The organism is Streptomyces sp. NPDC001222 (assembly GCF_042896945.1).
Lineage (GTDB): Bacteria > Actinomycetota > Actinomycetes > Streptomycetales > Streptomycetaceae > Streptomyces > Streptomyces gibsoniae.
In genome coordinates, this window is sequence record NZ_JBIAXT010000047.1 from 32,476 (window position 1) to 51,086 (window position 18,611).

At 71.8% G+C, this 18,611-nt stretch carries 14 protein-coding genes; 9 read left to right on the plus strand and 5 right to left on the minus strand.

What is annotated here, in order from left to right; translation table 11 throughout:
* The first annotated feature begins 22 nt into the window (after positions 1-22).
* Entirely contained in the window at positions 23-1,441 is a 1,419-nt protein-coding gene (locus ACFY2Z_RS37735; protein WP_390748514.1) for an NAD(P)/FAD-dependent oxidoreductase, read from the plus strand.
* Between the two features lie 64 nt (positions 1,442-1,505).
* On the opposite strand, the gene ACFY2Z_RS37740 is transcribed toward ACFY2Z_RS37735, so the two are convergent.
* Together ACFY2Z_RS37740 and gabT are read right to left on the minus strand one after the other, a co-directional pair.
* The gene (locus ACFY2Z_RS37740; protein WP_390748515.1) at positions 1,506-2,210 is read right to left on the minus strand and encodes a phosphatase PAP2 family protein; all 705 of its coding nucleotides are present in this window, start codon (positions 2,208-2,210) and stop codon (positions 1,506-1,508) included.
* Between the two features lie 505 nt (positions 2,211-2,715).
* Positions 2,716-4,050 carry a 4-aminobutyrate--2-oxoglutarate transaminase gene (gene gabT, locus ACFY2Z_RS37745; RefSeq protein WP_390748516.1) on the minus strand — a complete coding sequence of 445 codons (1,335 nt, stop codon included), beginning with the start codon at positions 4,048-4,050 and terminating at the stop codon, positions 2,716-2,718.
* A gap of 315 nt (positions 4,051-4,365) precedes the next feature.
* On the opposite strand from gabT, the gene ACFY2Z_RS37750 reads away from it, so the two are divergent.
* From ACFY2Z_RS37750 to ACFY2Z_RS37760, 3 genes are all read left to right on the plus strand, one after another.
* Entirely contained in the window at positions 4,366-6,504 is a 2,139-nt protein-coding gene (locus ACFY2Z_RS37750; protein WP_390748517.1) for an ATP-binding protein, read from the plus strand.
* 189 nt (positions 6,505-6,693) lie between these two features.
* On the plus strand, positions 6,694-8,361 hold the full coding sequence (locus tag ACFY2Z_RS37755; RefSeq protein WP_390748530.1) for a PucR family transcriptional regulator: 1,668 nt from the start codon (positions 6,694-6,696) through the stop codon (positions 8,359-8,361).
* Between the two features lie 144 nt (positions 8,362-8,505).
* Positions 8,506-9,951 (plus strand): aldehyde dehydrogenase family protein, encoded by a 1,446-nt coding sequence (locus ACFY2Z_RS37760; RefSeq protein ID WP_390748518.1) that lies wholly within the window; start codon positions 8,506-8,508, stop codon positions 9,949-9,951.
* A gap of 82 nt (positions 9,952-10,033) precedes the next feature.
* On the opposite strand, the gene ACFY2Z_RS37765 is transcribed toward ACFY2Z_RS37760, so the two are convergent.
* Both ACFY2Z_RS37765 and ACFY2Z_RS37770 read right to left on the minus strand, forming a co-directional pair.
* Complete coding sequence (locus ACFY2Z_RS37765) at positions 10,034-10,939, minus strand: NADP-dependent oxidoreductase (RefSeq protein WP_390748519.1); 906 nt, start codon at positions 10,937-10,939, stop codon at positions 10,034-10,036.
* Between the two features lie 10 nt (positions 10,940-10,949).
* Entirely contained in the window at positions 10,950-12,014 is a 1,065-nt protein-coding gene (locus ACFY2Z_RS37770) for an alkene reductase (RefSeq protein ID WP_390748520.1), read from the minus strand.
* A 251-nt stretch (positions 12,015-12,265) separates the two neighbouring features.
* On the opposite strand from ACFY2Z_RS37770, the gene ACFY2Z_RS37775 reads away from it, so the two are divergent.
* A complete protein-coding gene (locus tag ACFY2Z_RS37775) occupies positions 12,266-12,772 on the plus strand; it encodes a MarR family winged helix-turn-helix transcriptional regulator (RefSeq protein WP_390748521.1) in 507 nt (168 codons plus the stop codon).
* A gap of 322 nt (positions 12,773-13,094) precedes the next feature.
* Complete coding sequence (locus ACFY2Z_RS37780) at positions 13,095-15,041, plus strand: acyl-CoA dehydrogenase family protein (RefSeq protein ID WP_390748522.1); 1,947 nt, start codon at positions 13,095-13,097, stop codon at positions 15,039-15,041.
* 74 nt (positions 15,042-15,115) lie between these two features.
* On the opposite strand, the gene ACFY2Z_RS37785 is transcribed toward ACFY2Z_RS37780, so the two are convergent.
* Positions 15,116-15,535: a hypothetical protein gene (locus tag ACFY2Z_RS37785; RefSeq protein ID WP_390748523.1), complete on the minus strand. Its 420-nt coding sequence runs from the start codon at positions 15,533-15,535 to the stop codon at positions 15,116-15,118.
* A gap of 152 nt (positions 15,536-15,687) precedes the next feature.
* On the opposite strand from ACFY2Z_RS37785, the gene dxr reads away from it, so the two are divergent.
* The 3 genes from dxr to ACFY2Z_RS37800 all read left to right on the plus strand — a co-directional run.
* A complete protein-coding gene (dxr, locus tag ACFY2Z_RS37790) occupies positions 15,688-16,944 on the plus strand; it encodes a 1-deoxy-D-xylulose-5-phosphate reductoisomerase (RefSeq protein WP_390748524.1) in 1,257 nt (418 codons plus the stop codon).
* Positions 16,941-18,245, plus strand: coding sequence for a M50 family metallopeptidase (locus ACFY2Z_RS37795; protein WP_390748525.1), 1,305 nt, complete (start codon positions 16,941-16,943; stop codon positions 18,243-18,245). Before dxr ends, ACFY2Z_RS37795 begins: the two co-directional genes overlap by 4 nt.
* Before the next feature lie 169 nt (positions 18,246-18,414).
* Positions 18,415-18,611: flavodoxin-dependent (E)-4-hydroxy-3-methylbut-2-enyl-diphosphate synthase (locus tag ACFY2Z_RS37800; protein WP_390748526.1), on the plus strand; the 197-nt coding region annotated here is incomplete at its 3' end.

Genomic DNA, 18,611 nt, shown 5'->3' on the forward strand with positions numbered 1-18,611 from the left:
GCACCGGTAGGGAGTTGAAATCATGGCCCCAAGCGCCATGACCCGTTGGACCAAGTCACTTTCCGAAGCACAGCCGGTCCCGTACTGGCTGGAAGACCCCGGCAAGCCCCACCCCGAGCCCGCCCTCACCGGCACCGAGACCTGCGACCTGCTGGTCGTCGGCGGCGGCTACAGCGGACTGTGGACCGCGCTCATCGCCAAGGAGCGCGACCCGCAGCGGGATGTGGTGCTGGTGGAGGGCCGCGAGGCGGGCTGGGCCGCCTCGGGCCGCAACGGCGGCTTCTGCGCCGCCTCCCTCACGCATGGACTCGCCAATGGTCTGGCCCGCTGGCCGGACGACATCCACAAGCTGGAGGAGCTCGGCGCCCGCAACCTGGACGAGATCGAGAAGGCCGTCGCCCGCCACGATCTCGACTGCGACTTCGAGCGCACCGGCGAGATCGACGTGGCGACCGAGACGTACCAGGCGTGGGAACTGCGGGACTGGTACGACGAGATGCAGCGCAAGGGTCTCGCCGGGGGCACCGAGTTCCTGGACGCGGACGCGGTACGGGAGCAGGTCGACTCACCGACCTTCCTCGCCGGGCTGTACGACCGCCGGGGCGTGGCCATGGTCCATCCGGCCAAGCTCGCCTGGGGCCTCAAGCGCGCCTGCCTGCGCCTGGGTGTCCGGATCTACGAGCACACGCCCGCACTCACCCTGCGGGCGTACGGTGCCGGCATGAGCGTACGCACCCCGTACGGCCAGGTCCGTGCGCGCCGGGTCGCGCTCGGCACCAACATCTTCCCGAGTCTGGTGCGGCGCGTGCGTTCGTACACCATCCCGGTCTACGACTACGCGCTGATGACCGAGCCGCTCACCGACGTGCAGCTGGCGTCGATCGGCTGGAAGAACCGCCAGGGGCTCGGGGACTCGGCCAACCAGTTCCACTACTTCCGGCTCTCGGCCGACAACCGCATTCTGTGGGGCGGCTACGACGCCATCTACCCGTACGGCAAGCGGGTGCGCGCCGAGTACGACGACCGCCCGGAGACGTACGCCAAGCTGGCGGGGCACTTCTTCACCTGCTTCCCGCAGCTGGAGGGCGTCCGCTTCACCCACGCGTGGGGTGGCGCGATCGACACCTGCTCGCGTTTCTCGGCGTTCTTCGGGACGGCCCACCAGGGGAAGGTGGCGTACGCGGCCGGGTTCACCGGGCTCGGCGTCGGGGCCACCCGCTTCGGCGCGGACGTGATGCTGGACCTGCTGGCGGGGGAGCGCACGGAACGGACCGAGCTGGCGATGGTCCGCAAGAAGCCGCTGCCCTTCCCGCCCGAGCCCTTGGCCTGGACGGGCATCGCGCTCACCAAGTGGTCGCTGGCCCGGGCCGACGCGCACGGCGGACGGCGCAACCTCTGGCTGAAGACGATGGACCGTCTGGGGCTGGGCTTCGACAGCTGACCCGCCTCCGGCGGGCGTACCCCCCGCCGGAGGTCTGGACGACCGGTGGATCTCCGGGGTCGGTCTATGCCGCCCCGGACCGAGGACGGCTGCCTCGGCCGAGCAGAGGGCCGAGGACGAGCCGTAGTGCGCACAGCAGCACCGCGCTCAGACACCAACTGCCCAGCACGTCGAGGGGCCAGTGGTAGCCATGGCGGACCAGACCGAAAGCGACGGCCAGATTGAGGGCCGCGCAGAGGGCGAGAAGTCCGCGACGGGCGTACGCGGCGGTCAGCCACGGCCACAGCACCAGCGCCGCCGCGCCGTAGGCGATCGCCGCCGTGGCGGTGTGCCCCGAGGGATAGAAGCCCGTCGCCGGGCCCATGACGGGTGGGCCCGGCCGGGCGATCAGGTCCTTCAGCGGCACGATCAACGCGGGCAGGACCGCCGTGAGCCCGGCCGCCGAGACGGGCGGCAGCCACCAGCGGGGCGCCCCCGCCCGCCGGGCACGCCAGGCCGCCCAGCAGAGGGCGATGACCAGGACGGGGACGGCGACCGTGATGTTCCCCAGGTCCGCGAGCAGCCCCGAGACCCGGTCCGGACGGACCACGTCCCGGTCGATCCGCTGGTCCGCCCGCGCGAGCGGCCCATGGGCGACGACCTGCCAGGTGATCAGGAGAAAGAGCAGCCCCGCGGCGGCCAGGACGACGGCCGGCCACCCCGGAAGGGACGGCCGGTCATGGGGCGGGGGAGGCGTGGAGCTGGGGTCCTGCGCTGGGGAGAGCGGCACCGGGACAGCTTCGCAGGGACGGCTTGCGGTGGACGCACCTGGGGTTCTCCGCGCGGAAAGCAGGTCGGCCGCCCCGGAACAGGGGGGGAGTTCCGAGGCGGCCGTCCGGATCGGGGGTGCCGCCCGCCCCGGGGGGTGTGGGGCGTGCGGCCGTCCGATCGGTGAGGAGATCCGGAACTGGAGGCTCCGGGTGTGTGCGCGAGGGCACGACCAGGTCGAAGCTGGGGAGGCCCGGCCCGGTGCCGTCCACAGTCCCCTGTGGACGGGTGTATCTCTCATCTGCCGAGAAACCTACGGCAGGAAAAACCGCTGCGACAGCCGGAATCGCGTCTTGCCATCCACCTCCCACACCTTCTTCACACGCTCTGACCGCCGCCGCCCCGGCCCCGGAATCCTGACGGAGGAACGGGGCCGGGGCGGAGAGGCGCATGAGGTGCTCGGCCGGTGTCCGGGACGCGGTCTCACCCCGCCCGGCGGAGGCGTCCGGCCTGCTCAGGCCGGCTGCTCAGATGCGGGCGAACGCCTGCTCGATGATGTCGAGGCCCTCGTTCAGCAGGTCCTGGCCGATCACCAGCGGGGGCAGGAAGCGGAGCACGTTGCCGTAGGTGCCACAGGTCAGGACCAGCAGGCCCTCCTGGTGGCAGGCCTTGGCCAGCGCGGCGGTCGCCTCCGGGTTCGGCTCCTTGGTGGCGCGGTCCTTGACCAGCTCGACCGCGATCATCGCGCCACGGCCGCGGATGTCGCCGATCACGTCGAACTTCTCGGCCATCGCCGTCAGGCGGGCCTTCATGGTCTCTTCGATCTCCTTCGCCTTGGCGTTGAGATCGAACTCCTTCATCGTCTCGATCGCACCGAGCGCACCCGCGCAGGCGACCGGGTTGCCGCCGTAGGTGCCGCCCAGGCCGCCGGCGTGCGCGGCGTCCATGATCTCGGCGCGGCCGGTCACGGCGGCCAGCGGCAGACCGCCGGCGATGCCCTTGGCGGTGGTGATCAGGTCCGGGACGATGCCCTCGTCCTCGCACGCGAACCACTGGCCGGTGCGGCAGAAGCCGGACTGGATCTCGTCGGCGACGAAGACGATGCCGTTGTCGGTGGCGAACTGGCGCAGCGCGGGCAGGAAGCCCTTCGCCGGCTCGATGAAGCCGCCCTCGCCGAGCACCGGCTCGATGATGATCGCGGCCACGTTGTCGGCGCCGACCTGCTTGGTGATCTGGTCGATGGCCTGGGCGGCGGCCTCGGGACCGCAGTTCTCCGGACCGGTCGGCCAGCGGTAGGCGTACGCCAGCGGCATGCGGTAGACCTCGGGCGCGAACGGGCCGAAGCCCTGCTTGTACGGCATGTTCTTGGCGGTGAGCGCCATCGTCAGGTTCGTCCGGCCGTGGTAGCCGTGGTCGAAGACCACGACCGCCTGGCGCTTGGTGTACGCGCGGGCGATCTTCACGGCGTTCTCGACGGCCTCGGCGCCCGAGTTGAACAGCGCGGACTTCTTGGCGTGGTCACCCGGCGTGAGCTCGGCCAGCGCCTCGGCGACGGCCACGTAGCCCTCGTACGGCGTGACCATGAAACAGGTGTGGGTGAAGTCCGCGAGCTGGGCGGAGGCGCGGCGGACGACGGCCTCGGCGGAGGCGCCGACCGAGGTCACGGCGATGCCGGAGCCGAAGTCGATCAGGCGGTTGCCGTCGACGTCCTCGATGATCCCGCCGCCCGCACGCTTCGTGAAGACCGGCAGCGTGGAGCCCACGCCCTGAGCGACCACGGCGGTACGGCGGGCCTGCAGTTCCTGCGACTTCGGGCCGGGGATGGCGGTGACGACGCGACGCTCCTGCGGAAGTGCGCTCATGGGGGCTCCCTGATGATCGTGCGAACCGAACCGGACGACGGGGTGCACCGGTGTTCCGGTGGACGGGGTTCCGGGCGGGGTGTTTTTCGGACGCTTGCCTTCTTTTCTCGCAGGCTAGAGGCGGTGGTGGGGGGTGGGCATGCTCCATGTGGGCGCCTTGCGCGCCGCTCCTTGTCCGCTGTGGACATAGCGGGGAACGCGACGGAGCGGGACGCATCACCGCAGGCCCGGCGCCGTATGCGGTGAACTCCCCGTGGAGCGCGTTAGATTGACTCGCTGATGGTGGACGGTGCGGCTGGTCAGGGGGCGACGGCGATGGACAGCGACGGGACGCAGGACGCGCGGAGCACACGGGCCACTTCCGTGCCGCGTCCGGCGGGGCCGCCGGAGCATCCGGGAAGCCCACAGGTGCCGCCCAGGCCCGCCGTGGCGCCGGAGATGCCTCCTCTGCCCGACGGTACCGCCTTCCTCGCCTGGGTGCGGGCCGCACGGCCCCAGGCCGCGCCGGGCGTCTGGCGCTTCGGCCACCGGCCACGCCCGGACCAGGAGCCGGAGCAGATCCCGGCCCGGCAGCTGCTGAGCGGCGCGGTGATCGCTTTCCTGGTCGGCTGGCTGCTGTGGTCGCTGCTGTCCAACGGCTACCTCGGCGACTGGTGGATCCTGCCCCTGTATCTGCTGACCCCGGGCTCCTGGCGGCAGAGCGGCGACCACAGCGAGTTCTTCAATCTGCTCCTCTGGGACGGCTACGACCTGCTCATCGTGGTCGGGGTCATGCTGGCGGTGGGCCGGCTGGGTCGTTGGGGCGAGGTCTGGCGCCGCTTCCTGGCGCCCCGCCTGAAGCGCGGCGAACCCGAGCCGCCCCCGCCCGCCCCCGAGGACGACCCCGCCCAGTGGAACCAGCTCCGGGCCGCGGGCGCCCACGACGCCGCCGACCGGCTCGCCGCCGAGGCGCGCGCCGGGCTGATGCGGGACGTCGACCACGCCCGGATCGCCCGCGCCTGGCAGGGCGTCCTGAACGGCCGCCACAGTCTGGCCACGTTCACCGGCACGGTCCTGAAGGACGGCGCCGCCTCCTGTCTGCACCCGTCCGGGGAGCGTGACCTGCCCGCCCGGCTCGCCCGGCACGACCTGATGACCGGCCAGGTACGCCTCGGCACCACCGTCGACGACCCGCGCAACCCCTACGGCTACCGCGGCACCGGACTCGCCCTCGGCCCCGAGCTGCTGGGCACCTCCCTGGTCGCCGTCGGGCCCGCCGGCTCCGGCAAGACCGGCTCGGTGGTGTGGCCGCTCGCCGAGTCGCTGTGCCTGCACGCGCTCGCCGGGCGGGCCGCCGTGGTCGTCGTCGGCGCGGCCGGGGCCGGACTCGGACCGGCGGACGCCTACGACGTCGTCGTCCGCATCGGCCATCCCGAGTCGGTGTACGACCTGGACCTCTACGGCGGGACCACCGACCCCGACGAGGCGGCGGCCGTGCTGGCCGAGGCCCTCGTGGGGGACCTCGCCGAGCCGCAGCACGGCGGGGACAGCCGCCGCTCGGCCACCGTGCTCGCCCAGCTTCTCGGGCCGTTTCTGGCCGTCCACGGCCGTTTCCCCTCGGTGCCCGAGCTGCGGCAGCTCCTCGACGGCACGCCCGGCCCGCTGGCCGCCCTGCGCAAGGCGCTGGTGGACTCCGGGCAGGAGTCGCTGCTGCGGGAGCTGGACGCACGGGAGCGGCAGGCGCGGAACCCCGGTGATGTGGGCGGTGTCCTCGCCGACCGGGTCGCGCTGCTCGACAGGCCCGCCTTCGCGTCCTTCTTCGACACCTCCGGACAGACCCGGCCCTTCTCACTGCGCGCCCTGGACCACCCGGTGCGGGTCCGTATCGACCTGCCCGAGCGTGGTCACGCGGACGCCTCGCGGATCCTGGCGCGGCTGGTGCTCGCCCAGTTCACGGCCAGCGTCGCGGTGCGCGAGGACCGCTCGCTGTTCGCCTGCCTGGTGCTCGACGACGCGACCGGCGTGGTGACCCCGGAGGTCGTCCGGGGCATCCAGCGGCTGCGGTCCGCGAACGCCGGGACCGTGCTCACCCTGCGCACCCTCGACGATGTGCCCCGGCCGCTGCGCGGGCCGCTGCTCGGCGCCGTCGGGTGCCGGATGGCGCTGTCCGGGCTCACTCCGTGGGACGGGCAGGACTTCGCCGAGGTGTGGGGCAAGGAGTGGATCGAGGCCCGGGACGTCACCGACCGGCAGATCATCGCGGAGACCCCCGCGGGCAAGGCCCTGCACATGCTGCGCCGCGTGATCACCGGCCGTGCGCCGACCGCGCGCGCGGTGACCGTCCGCCAGGTCGAGCGCGAGCGCTGGTCCGCGTCGGAGCTGGCGCACGCGGTGCCCCCGGGCCATGCGGTGCTGTCCCTGACCACCGTGCAGGGCGAGCACGCCCCGCCGCTCCTGGTGAACCTGCGCGGCTGAGGTCTTCGCGCGGGGTGTCCGGAAATCCCGGGCAGGTGGACCGGATATACGGGCACGGTCGGACCGTACGGTGAGGCAGAATCGACACAGGTCGTTCATACGCGGCGGCCAAAGCATCACCAGGCTCACACCGTCCGTGCCCGTCATGGACTCCGTGAAGAACTCCCGTCCGTGCAGACCGAAGGCCCCATGCCCCTCACGCTCGCCTCGCTCGTCCACCACTCCGCGCTCAAGCTCACCGTGCGCGCGGGCGAGGACCGTCTCGACGTCCCCGTCCGCTGGGCCCACGTCAGCGAACTCGCCGACCCCGTGCCCTACATGGAGGGCGGGGAGCTGCTGCTGATCACGGCGCTCAAGCTGGACACCGAGGACCCGGCGGCCATGCGGCGCTATGTGAAGCGGCTGGTGGGCGCGGGCGTCGTCGGCCTCGGGTTCGCCGTCGGCGTGAACTACGACGAGATCCCCGAGGCGCTCCTCGACGCGGCACGGGAGGAGGGGCTGCCCCTCCTGGAGGTGCCCCGGCGCACCCCCTTCCTCGCCATCAGCAAGGCCGTCTCCGCCGCCATCGCCGCCGACCAGTACCGGGCGGTGACCGCGGGGTTCGCCGCCCAGCGGGAGCTGACCCGGCAGGCCCTCAGCGACGGCCCCGAGGGGCTGCTCGCCGCGCTCGCCCAGCAGGTCGACGGTTGGGCCGCGCTCTACGACGCGTCCGGCGCCGTCGTCGCGGCGGCACCCGAGTGGGCGGGGCGGCGCGCCGCCCGGCTGACCGCCGACGTGGAGCGGCTGCGGGAGCGGCCCGCGCCCGCGAGTTCCGTGGTCGGCGGCCCCAGCGGCGAGGACCGGGTCGAGCTGCACTCCCTGGGCACCGGACGCCGCCCCCGGGCCGCGCTCGCCGTGGGCACGGCCGCCGCCCTGGGCACCGCCGAGCGGTACGCGGTCCACTCCGCCATCGCCCTGCTGACCCTGACCACCGAGCGCTCCCGGTCCCTGCACGCCGCAGAGCAGCGCCTCGGCACGGCCGTGCTGCGGATGCTGCTCGCCGGTGAGCCCGACCATGCGCGGGCGGTGGCCGGGGACCTGTACGGCACGCTGCTGGACGCACCGTTCCGGCTGATCCTCGCCGAGTCGGCGTCCGCGTCCGCGGCCCGGGCGCACGCCGACGGCCACGCGCGCGTGGCGCCCGCGCCACCGGCCGCGGCGGCGCTCGCGGCGGCCGAGACGGACGGCGATCCGCTGGACGGGCTCGCGGAGACCGTGGAGTCCGCCGCGGCGCGCTCCGGGGAGTCCGTCCTCGTCGTACCCGACGGGGAACGGCTGGTCGTGCTCGCCGGGGACGGCGGCGCGGCCGTCGCCGCGTGCCAGAGTTACGCGCTGGCGGTGCAGGCGGCCCGGGCCGCGACCCGGGATCAGCCGGCCGCCGAAGAGGACGAGCTGGTGGTGGGGGTGTCCGCGCCCGCCGGTCCGATCGCCGCGGCGGCCGCGTACAAGCAGGCCGAACAGGCCCTGTCGGTGGCCCGGCGGCGCGGCCGGTCGCTGGTCGAGCACGAGGAACTGGCCGCCGGATCGGTGGTGCCGCTGCTCCAGGACGACGCGGTACGCGCCTTCGCGGACGGTCTGCTGCGTGCGCTGCGCGAACACGACGCGACGGGCCGGGGAGACCTGGTGGCCTCGCTGCGGGCCTGGCTGTCCCGGCACGGCCAGTGGGACGCGGCGGCGGCCGACCTCGGCGTCCACCGGCACACCCTGCGGTACCGGATGCGGCGCGTCGAGGAGATCCTCGGACGCTCCCTCGACGATCCGGACGTACGGATGGAGCTGTGGCTCGCGCTGAAGGCGACGGCGTCGGCGGGGGAGTGACGACCACCCGACCCCGGCTGTACAACCCGTACTAGCACCGCCCGGCACTGCTACTTCCCGGACAAACGATCCTCCGCCGCTCCGGCCCTACCGTGGAGCACGAACGTGCAGCACAACCCATCTCCGAAGGGCCGGGACTCGATCATGACCTCCACCCACGCCTTCTGGCTCGCCGGCCGCCAGGCCACCGGTGAGACCACCTTCGACGTCACCTCCCCGTGGGACGGCCGACTGGTCGCCAAGGTCAGCGTGCCGACCGAGGCCCAGGTCGAGGAGGCCGTGGCCGCCGCGTACGCCGTGCGGGACGAGTTCGCCGCCACCCCGGCCCATGTCCGCGCCGCCGCCCTCGACCATGTCTCGAAGCGGCTGGCCGAGCGGACCGAGGAGATCGCGCAGCTGATCTCCGCCGAGAACGGCAAGCCCATCAAGTGGGCCCGGGGCGAGGTCGGCCGTGCCGTCTCCGTCTTCCGGTTCGCGGCCGAGGAGGCCCGACGCTTCAACGGCGGCGAGGCCCAGCGCCTGGACACCGACGCGGGCGGCCAGGGCCGCCTCGCGCTGACCCGCCGCTTCCCCAAGGGCGTCGTCCTCGGTATCGCGCCGTTCAACTTCCCGCTGAACCTGTGCGCCCACAAGGTCGCCCCGGCGATCGCCGTCGGCGCCCCGATCATCCTCAAGCCGGCCCCCGCCACCCCGCTGTCCGGCCTGATCATCGGCGACCTGCTGGCCGAGACCGAGCTGCCCGCCGGTTCCTGGTCGATCCTCCCGGTCACCAACGACCGCATGCCCGCCCTGGTCCAGGACGAGCGTCTGCCGGTCATCTCCTTCACGGGCTCCGACAAGGTCGGCTACGCGATCATGGACTCGGTGCCGCGCAAGCACTGCACCCTGGAGCTGGGCGGCAACGGCGCGGCCGTCGTCCTCGGTGACTACGCGAGCGACGCGGACCTGGACTGGGCCGCCACCCGCATCGCCACCTTCTCCAACTACCAGGGCGGCCAGTCCTGCATCTCCGTGCAGCGGGTGATCGCCGACGCCGCGGTCTACGACCGGCTGCTGCCGCGCATCGTCGCCGCCGTCGAGTCCCAGGTCACCGGTGACCCCTCCGACGACGCCACGGACGTCGGCCCGCTGGTCAGCGAGGACGCGGCCAAGCGCGTGGAGTCCTGGGTCGACGAGGCCGTCGGCGCGGGCGCGAAGCTGCTGACCGGTGGCAAGCGGGACGGCGCCTCGTACGCGCCGACCGTCCTGACCGAGGTGCCGGCCGAGGTCACCCTCTCCTGCGAGGAGGTCTTCGGACCGGTCCTCACCGTGCAGAAGGCGGACGGCGAGGCGGCGGCGTTCGCGGCCGTCAACGACTCCAAGTACGGCCTCCAGGCGGGCGTGTTCACGCACGACCTCCAGGTCGCCTTCCGCGCCCACCGGGCCCTCGAGGTCGGCGGTGTCGTCGTCGGCGACGTGCCCTCCTACCGCGCCGACCAGATGCCGTACGGCGGCGTCAAGCAGTCCGGCGTCGGCCGCGAGGGCGTGAAGTTCGCGATGGACGACTACACCTACGAGCGTGTGCTGGTCCTGACGGGCCTGGCTCTCTGAGCCACCCCGCACCACACCGACGGCCGGAGCCCGCTGTGCGGGGGCTCCGGCCGTCGGCGTACATCCGGTGACACTTCGGGGGTCAGGGCAGGAGGACTGCCTTGCCGTGGTTGCGGCGGGCCTCCAGGTCCGTGTGCGCCTGTGCCGCTTCCGCCAGGGGATAGGTGCGCCAGATCGGCACGGAGAGCTTGCCCGCGGCGGCCGACTGCACCAGCTCGGGCAGGGAGTTCCCGGCCTGGTCGGCACTGCCGGCGCTGAAGCGGACGCCGTGTTGCGCGGCGGACATGTCGGCGATGGTGATGACGCGCGCGCTGTCACCGGTCAGGGCGACGGAGTCGGCGAGCACGCCGGCGCCGGAGGCGTCGAAGACGAAGTCGACTCCTCGGCCCGCCGCGTCCTTCACCCGCTCCACCCAGCCGTCGCCGTAGCGGACCGCGGTGGCTCCCAGCCCGGTGACACGCTCGATGTCGTGCTCGCCGGCCGTTCCGATGACGGAGATGCCGCGGGCGACGGCCAGTTGCACCGCGGCGGTGCCCACGCTGCCGCCGGCGCCATGGATGAGCAGGGTCTGCCCCTCTTCCACACCCAGCTGCGCAAGGACACGGGACGCGGTCCGGGCGACCGTGACCAGCGAGGCGGCGGCCTCCCACGACACGCTCGCGGGCTTGGCCACCGGCCGGTCGAGCAGGGCGTACTCGCTGTAGCTGCCGCCGACGGCGGTACCGAGGACCTCGTCGCCCACGGCCGCGTCGGCTCCCTCGCCGACGGCGTCGACGACACCGGCCGCGTCCAGGCCGGGGATCACGGGAAAGCGCGCGGGAACGGTGCCGGCCATCAGACCGGATCGGATCTTCAGGTCGATCGGGTTCACGGAGGCGGCCCGCACCCGGATCCGGACCTGGCCGGGACCGGGCTCCGGCGCGGTGACCTCCGTCAGCCGCAGCACCTCGGGGGCGCCGTACTCGGAGAAGGTGATCGCTGTGGACATCGGTGTCTCCTCAGAGGGCGGGGTAGTCGGTGTAACCCCGGTGGTCGCCGCCGTAGAAGGTCTCCGGGTCCGGGGTGTTGAACGGACCGCCGGCGGCCAGACGCCGGGGCAGGTCGGGGTTGGCCAGGAACAGCGCGCCGTAGGCCACCATGTCCGCGCTGCCGTCCTCGATCAGCTTCAGCGCGTCGGGGCCGGTGACGTCGGGGTACGTGAACGGGTTGATGACGAACGTGCCGGCCCAGGCCTTGCGCAGCCGCGCGGTCAGGTCGCGGTCCGGGCCCTCCAGCAGGTGCAGATAGGCCAGTCCCAGGCCGGAGATCCGGTCCAGCAGGGCGGCGTAGACCTCGCCCGGGTTGTCCTCGGACATGTCGTTGTACGGGTTTCCGGGCGAGATCCGCAGACCGAGCCGTTGGCTGCCGATCGCCTCGGCCACGGCCGTGACGATCTCGGCGGCGAAGCGGATCCGGCCCTCGGTGTCGCCGCCCCAGCCGTCGGTGCGCCGGTTGGTGTTGGGCGCGAGGAACTGGTGGATCAGATAGCCGTTGGCGCCGTGGATCTCCACGCCGTCGAACCCGGCCTCGATGGCGTTGCGTGCCGCGGCGGCGAAGTCGTCGATCGTCTGCCGGATCTCCGCCTCGCTCAGCTCCCTCGGCGTCACGAAGTCCTTCGGCCCCTCGTGGGTGAAGACCTGGCCCTCGGCGGCCACCGCCGACGGCGCCACCGGCACCAGACCGTCGGGCAACAGGCTCGGGTGGCCGATCCGCCCGGTGTGCATCAGCTGGGCGAAGATCACCCCGCCCTCGCGGTGCACGGCGTCGGTCACCGTCCGCCAGGCCTGCACCTGCCCGGACGTGTGCAGCCCGGGGGTGTCGGGGTAGCCCTGACCGACCGGCGAGGGCTGGATGCCCTCCGTGACGATCAGCCCGGCGGCGGCGCGCTGCGCGTAGTACGTCGCCATCAGCTCCGTCGGCTCGGCGCCGGGCCCATAGGCGCGGCTGCGGGTCATCGGCGCCATCACGACACGGTTCGCCAGGTGCCTGCCGCCCAGGACGATCGGATCGAAAGCAGTGGTCATGGGTCTCTTCCTCGGGATGAGTGATGCTCCGCGGCCCCCGGCGTTCCGGTGTCGCGGCAGCGATTGCCTGTCCGAACAAGTAAATCACCTGTCCGAACAGGTAAATCTCTTGCGCTCATTCCGAAGGACGGGTGTGAAGAGCGTCACAAACCCATGGTTCGGCCATGTCTCCGCGAAGTGCGGGATGGTTCGGCGCAGGCCGTCGACCCGGAGGTAGGATGAAGCTGCTCGGGCAGGAAAGTGAGAAAGAGATGGCGCAGTTCACGCCGGAGGTCGGCAAGGCCACCGTCCCGGTTCCGGCCGCGGCCGGCGGCGGGCCGCTCAGTCACGCGATCTTCCGTCTGGCCCGGCTGCACCGCATGTTCGCGGGACAGCTGCTGCGCCGCATCGGCCTGCATCCGGGCCAGGAGCTGGTCATGATGCACCTGTGGGAACTCGGCCCCCAGCGTCAGACCGACCTGGTGCGGCTGATGGACTCCGACGCCGCCACCATGACCCGCACCGTCCGGCGCCTGGAGCAGGCCGGCTTCGTCCGCCGCCGCCCCTCGCCCACGGACAAGCGCGCGGCGCTCATCGAGCCGACGCCGGCCAGTCATGCCCTGCGCCATGAGGTCGAGCGCGTCTGGAGCCAGCTGGAGGATCTCGTGGCCGCGGATCTCTCCGCCGACGAACGGGCCGACGCCCTGCTGACCCTGGAGCGCCTGGAGCGCAATCTGGTCCAGGCCGCCGCCGACCCGGCGGCCCAGCCTAGCCAATGACAATCATTTCCAGATAAGGTGCCGGAAGGAGGGGCCCGGCGCCGATGCCTTCCGGTGCCGGGTCCCTTCCGTGCGGGGGGATCGGCCGAGTGCCCGGTCGACTTGACACCGAGGCGCACACGGCGGACGCCCGCTGAGGCGTATATCCCGGCGCACGGTTGCGCGAGGACTGGTGAGGTCCGCCGGATTGGGGTACCAACGATCGAGTAGCACCGGTCAGTAACGTACGCCCGCAAGATCGCCGTACGGCCCCCTTGGCCGTCCTGCGGCATCTTGCCCGGCGTGCGCCCCATCAGCCACGATTCGCGGCGAGGTGAGCCTCATGTCCGCACCAACAGCCCCCACCCCCAAGCCCACCGTCACTGAGCGAGAGGCCCGCCAGGTGGCGGAGGCCGCGCGCGAGCAGCACTGGCGCAAGCCCAGCTTCGCCAAGGAGCTCTTCCTCGGCCGTCTCCGGCTGGACCTGATCCACCCCCACCCGATGCCCGCCGAGGAGGACGCCCAGCGCGGCGAGGAGTTCCTCGCCAAGCTGCGCGACTTCTGCGAGACCCAGATCGACGCCGCCCGGATCGAGCGCGAGGCGCGGATCCCCGACGAGACGATCAACGGGCTCAAGGAACTCGGCGCCCTCGGCATGAAGATCGATACGAAATACGGCGGTCTCGGCCTCACCCAGGTGTACTACAACAAGGCACTCGCCCTGGTGGGCACCGCGAGCCCCGCGATCGGCGCGCTGCTCTCCGCGCATCAGTCGATCGGAGTACCGCAGCCGCTGAAACTGTTCGGCACCCAGGAGCAGCGGGACACGTTCCTGCCGCGCTGCGCCCGTACCGACATATCGGCGTTCCTGCTCACCGAGCCGGACGTCGGATCCGACCCGGCCCGCCTGGCCACCACGGCCGTGCCGGACGGGGACGACTACGTCCTCGACGGGGTCAAGCTGTGGACCACCAACGGCGTGGTCGCCGACTTGCTCGTCGTCATGGCGCGCGTACCCCGGTCCGAGGGTCACAAGGGTGGGATCACGGCGTTCGTCGTCGAGGCCGCCTCCGAGGGCATCACCGTCGAGAACCGCAACGCCTTCATGGGCCTGCGCGGCCTGGAGAACGGCGTCACCCGCTTCCACCGGGTGCGGGTCCCGGCCACCCACCGGATCGGCCCGGAGGGCGCCGGCCTGAAGATCGCGCTCACCACCCTGAACACCGGCCGGCTCTCGCTGCCCGCCATGTGCGTCGGCGCGGGCAAGTGGTGTCTGAAGATCGCCCGTGAGTGGTCGGGAGCCCGCGAGCAGTGGGGCAAGCCGGTCGCGCTGCACGAGGCGGTAGGCGCGAAGATCTCCTTCATCGCGGCGACCACCTTCGCCCTGGAGGCCGTCGTCGACCTGTCGTCGCAGATGGCCGACGAGGACCGCAACGACATCCGTATCGAGGCCGCCCTCGCCAAGCTCTTCGGCTCTGAGATGAGCTGTCTGATGGCCGACGAACTGGTCCAGATCCGCGGCGGCCGGGGCTTCGAGACGGCGGAGTCCCTCAAGGCCCGCGGCGAGCGTGCGGTCCCGGCCGAGCAGATGCTGCGCGACCTGCGCATCAACCGCATCTTCGAGGGCTCCACCGAGATCATGCACCTGCTGATCGCCCGGGAGGCCGTGGACGCCCACCTGTCCGTGGCCGGTGACCTGATCGACCCGGACAAGTCCCTGTCCGACAAGGCGAAGGCGGGCGCCAACGCCGGTGTCTTCTACGCCAAATGGCTGCCGAAACTGCTCGCCGGACAGGGCCAGATCCCGGGCGCCTACGGCGAGTTCCACCAGGACGTCGACCTCTCCGGGCATCTGCGCTTCGTCGAGCGCAGCGCCCGTAAGCTCGCCCGGTCCACGTTCTACGGCATGTCCCGTTGGCAGGGCCGGATGGAGACCAAGCAGGGCTTCCTGGGCCGGGTCGTGGACATCGGCGCCGAGCTGTTCGCGATGAGCGCGGCCTGTGTGCGCGCCGAGCATCTGCGCAGGAGCGGACAGCACGGGCGCGAGGCGTACCAGCTCGCCGACGCCTTCTGCCGGCAGTCCCGGATCCGCGTCGACGAGCTGTTCGGCAGGCTGTGGAGCAACACCGACGACCTCGACCGCAAGGTGGTCAAGGGCGTGCTGACCGGTACGTACGAATGGCTGGAACAGGGGATCGTCGACCCGTCGGGCGAGGGCCCGTGGATCGCGGACGCCCGTCCGGGCGAGTCCTCCCGCCCGGATGCGCGGAGGAAGATCCCGAAGAGCTGATCCACCCGCGTACGAAGGGCGAAGGCCCGGCCGCTCCGGTGAGGTGCGGCCGGGCCTTCGCGTGGGTGCCGGGGTCAGCGGGTGCAGAATCCGAGGCCCCTGAGGGCGTCGTTGATCTGCCTGCCCTGGGCCTCGGTGGTCGTGACGTCCTTGTACGTGAAGCGCCGCGCCGCCGACCGGTCGAGGTCCCGGGCACGGCCGTTGATGGCGCCGCACTGGTCGCGTGCGGCGTCCACGGCCTTGTCCTCGTACTTCACGACGCCCGGGTTGGCTGCGGCGAGGGCCCGGAGCAGCCCCGCGCGCTCGGCGGGGGTCGGGTCGGGCGGTATGCCGAGCGCCCGCGCGGTGGCGCGGGGCGTCCGGCTCACCCGGGTCTTCCGGTGGCTGCCGTGGCCCTTCGTGCCTCCGTGGTGCTTCGGGCCGCTGCTGTGGCCCGAGCAGGCGGCGAGCGTCAGCACGGCTGTCGCCAGGACGGTCAGATGGCGGATGCGCATGGTTCCCCCGAAACATGTGTGGTCTTCGGGCACACGGGTGGTCGTGAGTAACGCGTGTGCCGTGAGCGACGACGCGCCCTCCGGGCACGCGGTTCCCACCGGGTGAGGGACACCCTGTCCTCCCGGTCACCCGGTGCGGCAACAATGGAGGGATGAGCGACAGTCCAGCCCCTCTTGCCGACCCCCATCTCGTCTTCGATCCCGTGGACGGAGTGCGGGACGTCGTGATCCTCGGCTCCACCGGCTCGATCGGCACCCAGGCCATCGACCTCGTGCTGCGCAACCCCGAACGGTTCAAGGTCACCGCGCTCTCCGCCAACGGCGGCCGGGTCGGACTGCTCGCCGAGCAGGCCCACCGGCTGCGCGTACGCACGGTGGCGGTCGCCCGCGAGGACGTCGTACCGGCCCTGCGCGAGGCCCTGAGCGCCCGGTACGGCCCCGGGGAGCCGCTCCCCGAGATCCTCTCCGGCCCCGACGCGGCCACCCGGCTCGCCGCCTCCGACTGCCACACCGTCCTCAACGGCATCACCGGTTCCATCGGCCTCGCGCCCACCCTCGCCGCCCTGGAGGCGGGCCGCACCCTCGCGCTCGCCAACAAGGAGTCGCTCATCGTCGGCGGCCCGCTGGTGAAGGCCCTGGCCAAGCCCGGACAGATCATCCCGGTCGACTCCGAGCACGCCGCGCTCTTCCAGGCCCTCGCCGCCGGCACCCGCGCGGACGTGCGCAAGCTCGTGGTCACCGCCTCCGGCGGCCCCTTCCGCGGCCGCAGCCGCGCCGAGCTGGCCCATGTCACGCCGCAGGACGCGCTCGCCCACCCCACCTGGGCCATGGGTCCGGTCATCACGATCAACTCCGCGACCCTCGTGAACAAGGGCCTCGAAGTGATCGAGGCCCATCTGCTCTACGACATTCCCTTCGATCGCATTGAGGTGGTCGTCCATCCCCAGTCGTATGTCCACTCGATGGTGGAGTTCACGGATGGATCGACGCTGGCGCAGGCGACGCCCCCCGATATGCGGGGGCCGATCGCCATCGGTCTCGGCTGGCCCGAGCGGGTGCCCGACGCGGCCCCCGCCTTCGACTGGACCAAGGCGTCGACCTGGGAATTCTTCCCGCTGGACAACGAGGCGTTCCCCTCGGTCGGACTCGCCCGGCACGTGGGAGAGCTCGCGGGCACGGCCCCGGCGGTGTTCAATGCGGCCAATGAGGAGTGCGTCGACGCGTTCCTGAACGGCGCACTGCCGTATCTCGGGATCATGGAGACGGTGACACGGGTGGTGGAGGAGCACGGCACCCCCCGTACGGGAACTTCCCTGACCGTCGCGGACGTCCTCGAAGCGGAGACCTGGGCGCGTGCCCGGGCAAGAGAACTGACGGCGCGGACGGCAACTGCGGAGGCTCGTGCATGACGACCCTGATGATGATCCTCGGCATAGTCGTCTTCGTGCTCGGACTGTTGATCTCGATCGCCTGGCACGAGCTGGGGCATCTTTCGACGGCCAAGCTCTTCGGCATCCGGGTGCCGCAGTACATGGTCGGGTTCGGCCCGACCATCTGGTCTCGCAAGAAGGGCGATACCGAGTACGGCATCAAGGCGGTCCCGCTCGGCGGCTACATCCGCATGATCGGCATGTTCCCGCCGGGCCCGGACGGCCGGATCGAGGCCCGTTCCACCTCGCCGTGGCGCGGGATGATCGAGGACGCCCGGGCGCAGTCCTTCGAGGAACTGCTGCCGGGTGACGAGGACCGCCTCTTCTACACGCGCAAGCCGTGGAAGCGGGTCATCGTCATGTTCGCGGGCCCCTTCATGAATCTGGTGCTCGCCGTGGCGGTCTTCCTCGGCGTGATGATGACCTTCGGCGTCCAGACCCAGACCACCACGGTCTCCAAGGTCTCCGACTGCGTCATCCAGCAGAGCGAGAACCGGACGAAGTGCGAGAAGGGCGACGCGGCCACGCCCGCCCAGGCTGCCGGCCTCAAGCCGGGGGACAAGATCGTCCGCTTCGACGGCAGGGACGTGGCGGACTGGTCCACCCTCCAGAACGACATCCGCGCCAACCCCGGCAAGGACGTCACGCTCACCGTCGAGCGCAAGGGGCAGCAGGTCGACCTGCACACCCACCTGATCAAGAACCAGGTCAGCAAGACGGACGGCAACGGCGGCTATGTCGAGGGCAAGTACGTCTACGCCGGCTTCCTCGGTTTCACACCGGCCACCGGCATCGTCCCCCAGTCCCTCGGCCAGTCCGCGCAGCGCATGGGCGACATGATGCAGAACGGCGTGGAGTCCCTGGTCTCCCTGCCCGGCAAGATCCCCGGCCTGTGGGACGCGGCCTTCGGCAACGCCCCGCGCCAGCCGGACTCCCCGATGGGCGTCGTCGGCGCGGCCCGTGTCGGCGGCGAGGTGTTCACCCTGAACATCCCGCCGTCCCAGCAGATCGCGATGATGCTGCTGCTCGTCGCGGGCTTCAACCTCTCGCTGTTCCTGTTCAACATGCTCCCGCTGCTCCCGCTGGACGGCGGACACATCGCGGGCGCCCTGTGGGAGTCGCTGCGCCGCACCCTGGCCAGGGTGCTGCGCCGTCCCGACCCGGGCCCCTTCGACGTGGCGAAGCTGATGCCGGTGGCGTACGTGGTGGCCGGGATCTTTATCTGCTTCACCTTGCTCGTCCTGGTCGCGGACGTGGTTAACCCGGTGAAAATCTCCTAGCCACACGGCGTTGGCGGCGGCCGGGAAGACTGTCTTCCCGGCCGCCGCCCTTTGGGTGGGTTTAACGGGCGGTGATGTGCTGCCGTCCACGCGCGTGGCGTAATCTCGGGGCTTGGAGCCCGCCGATTCGGGACCGGACCTTGATCCACAACTTGGGGTTGCACAGCAGATGACTGCGATTTCACTCGGCATGCCGTCCGTTCCGACCAAGCTCGCCGAGCGCCGGAAGAGCCGGCAGATCCAGGTCGGATCTGTGGCGGTGGGCGGCGACGCGCCGGTGTCGGTGCAGTCGATGACGACGACGCGTACGTCGGACATCGGTGCCACGTTGCAGCAGATCGCGGAGCTGACGGCGACGGGCTGCCA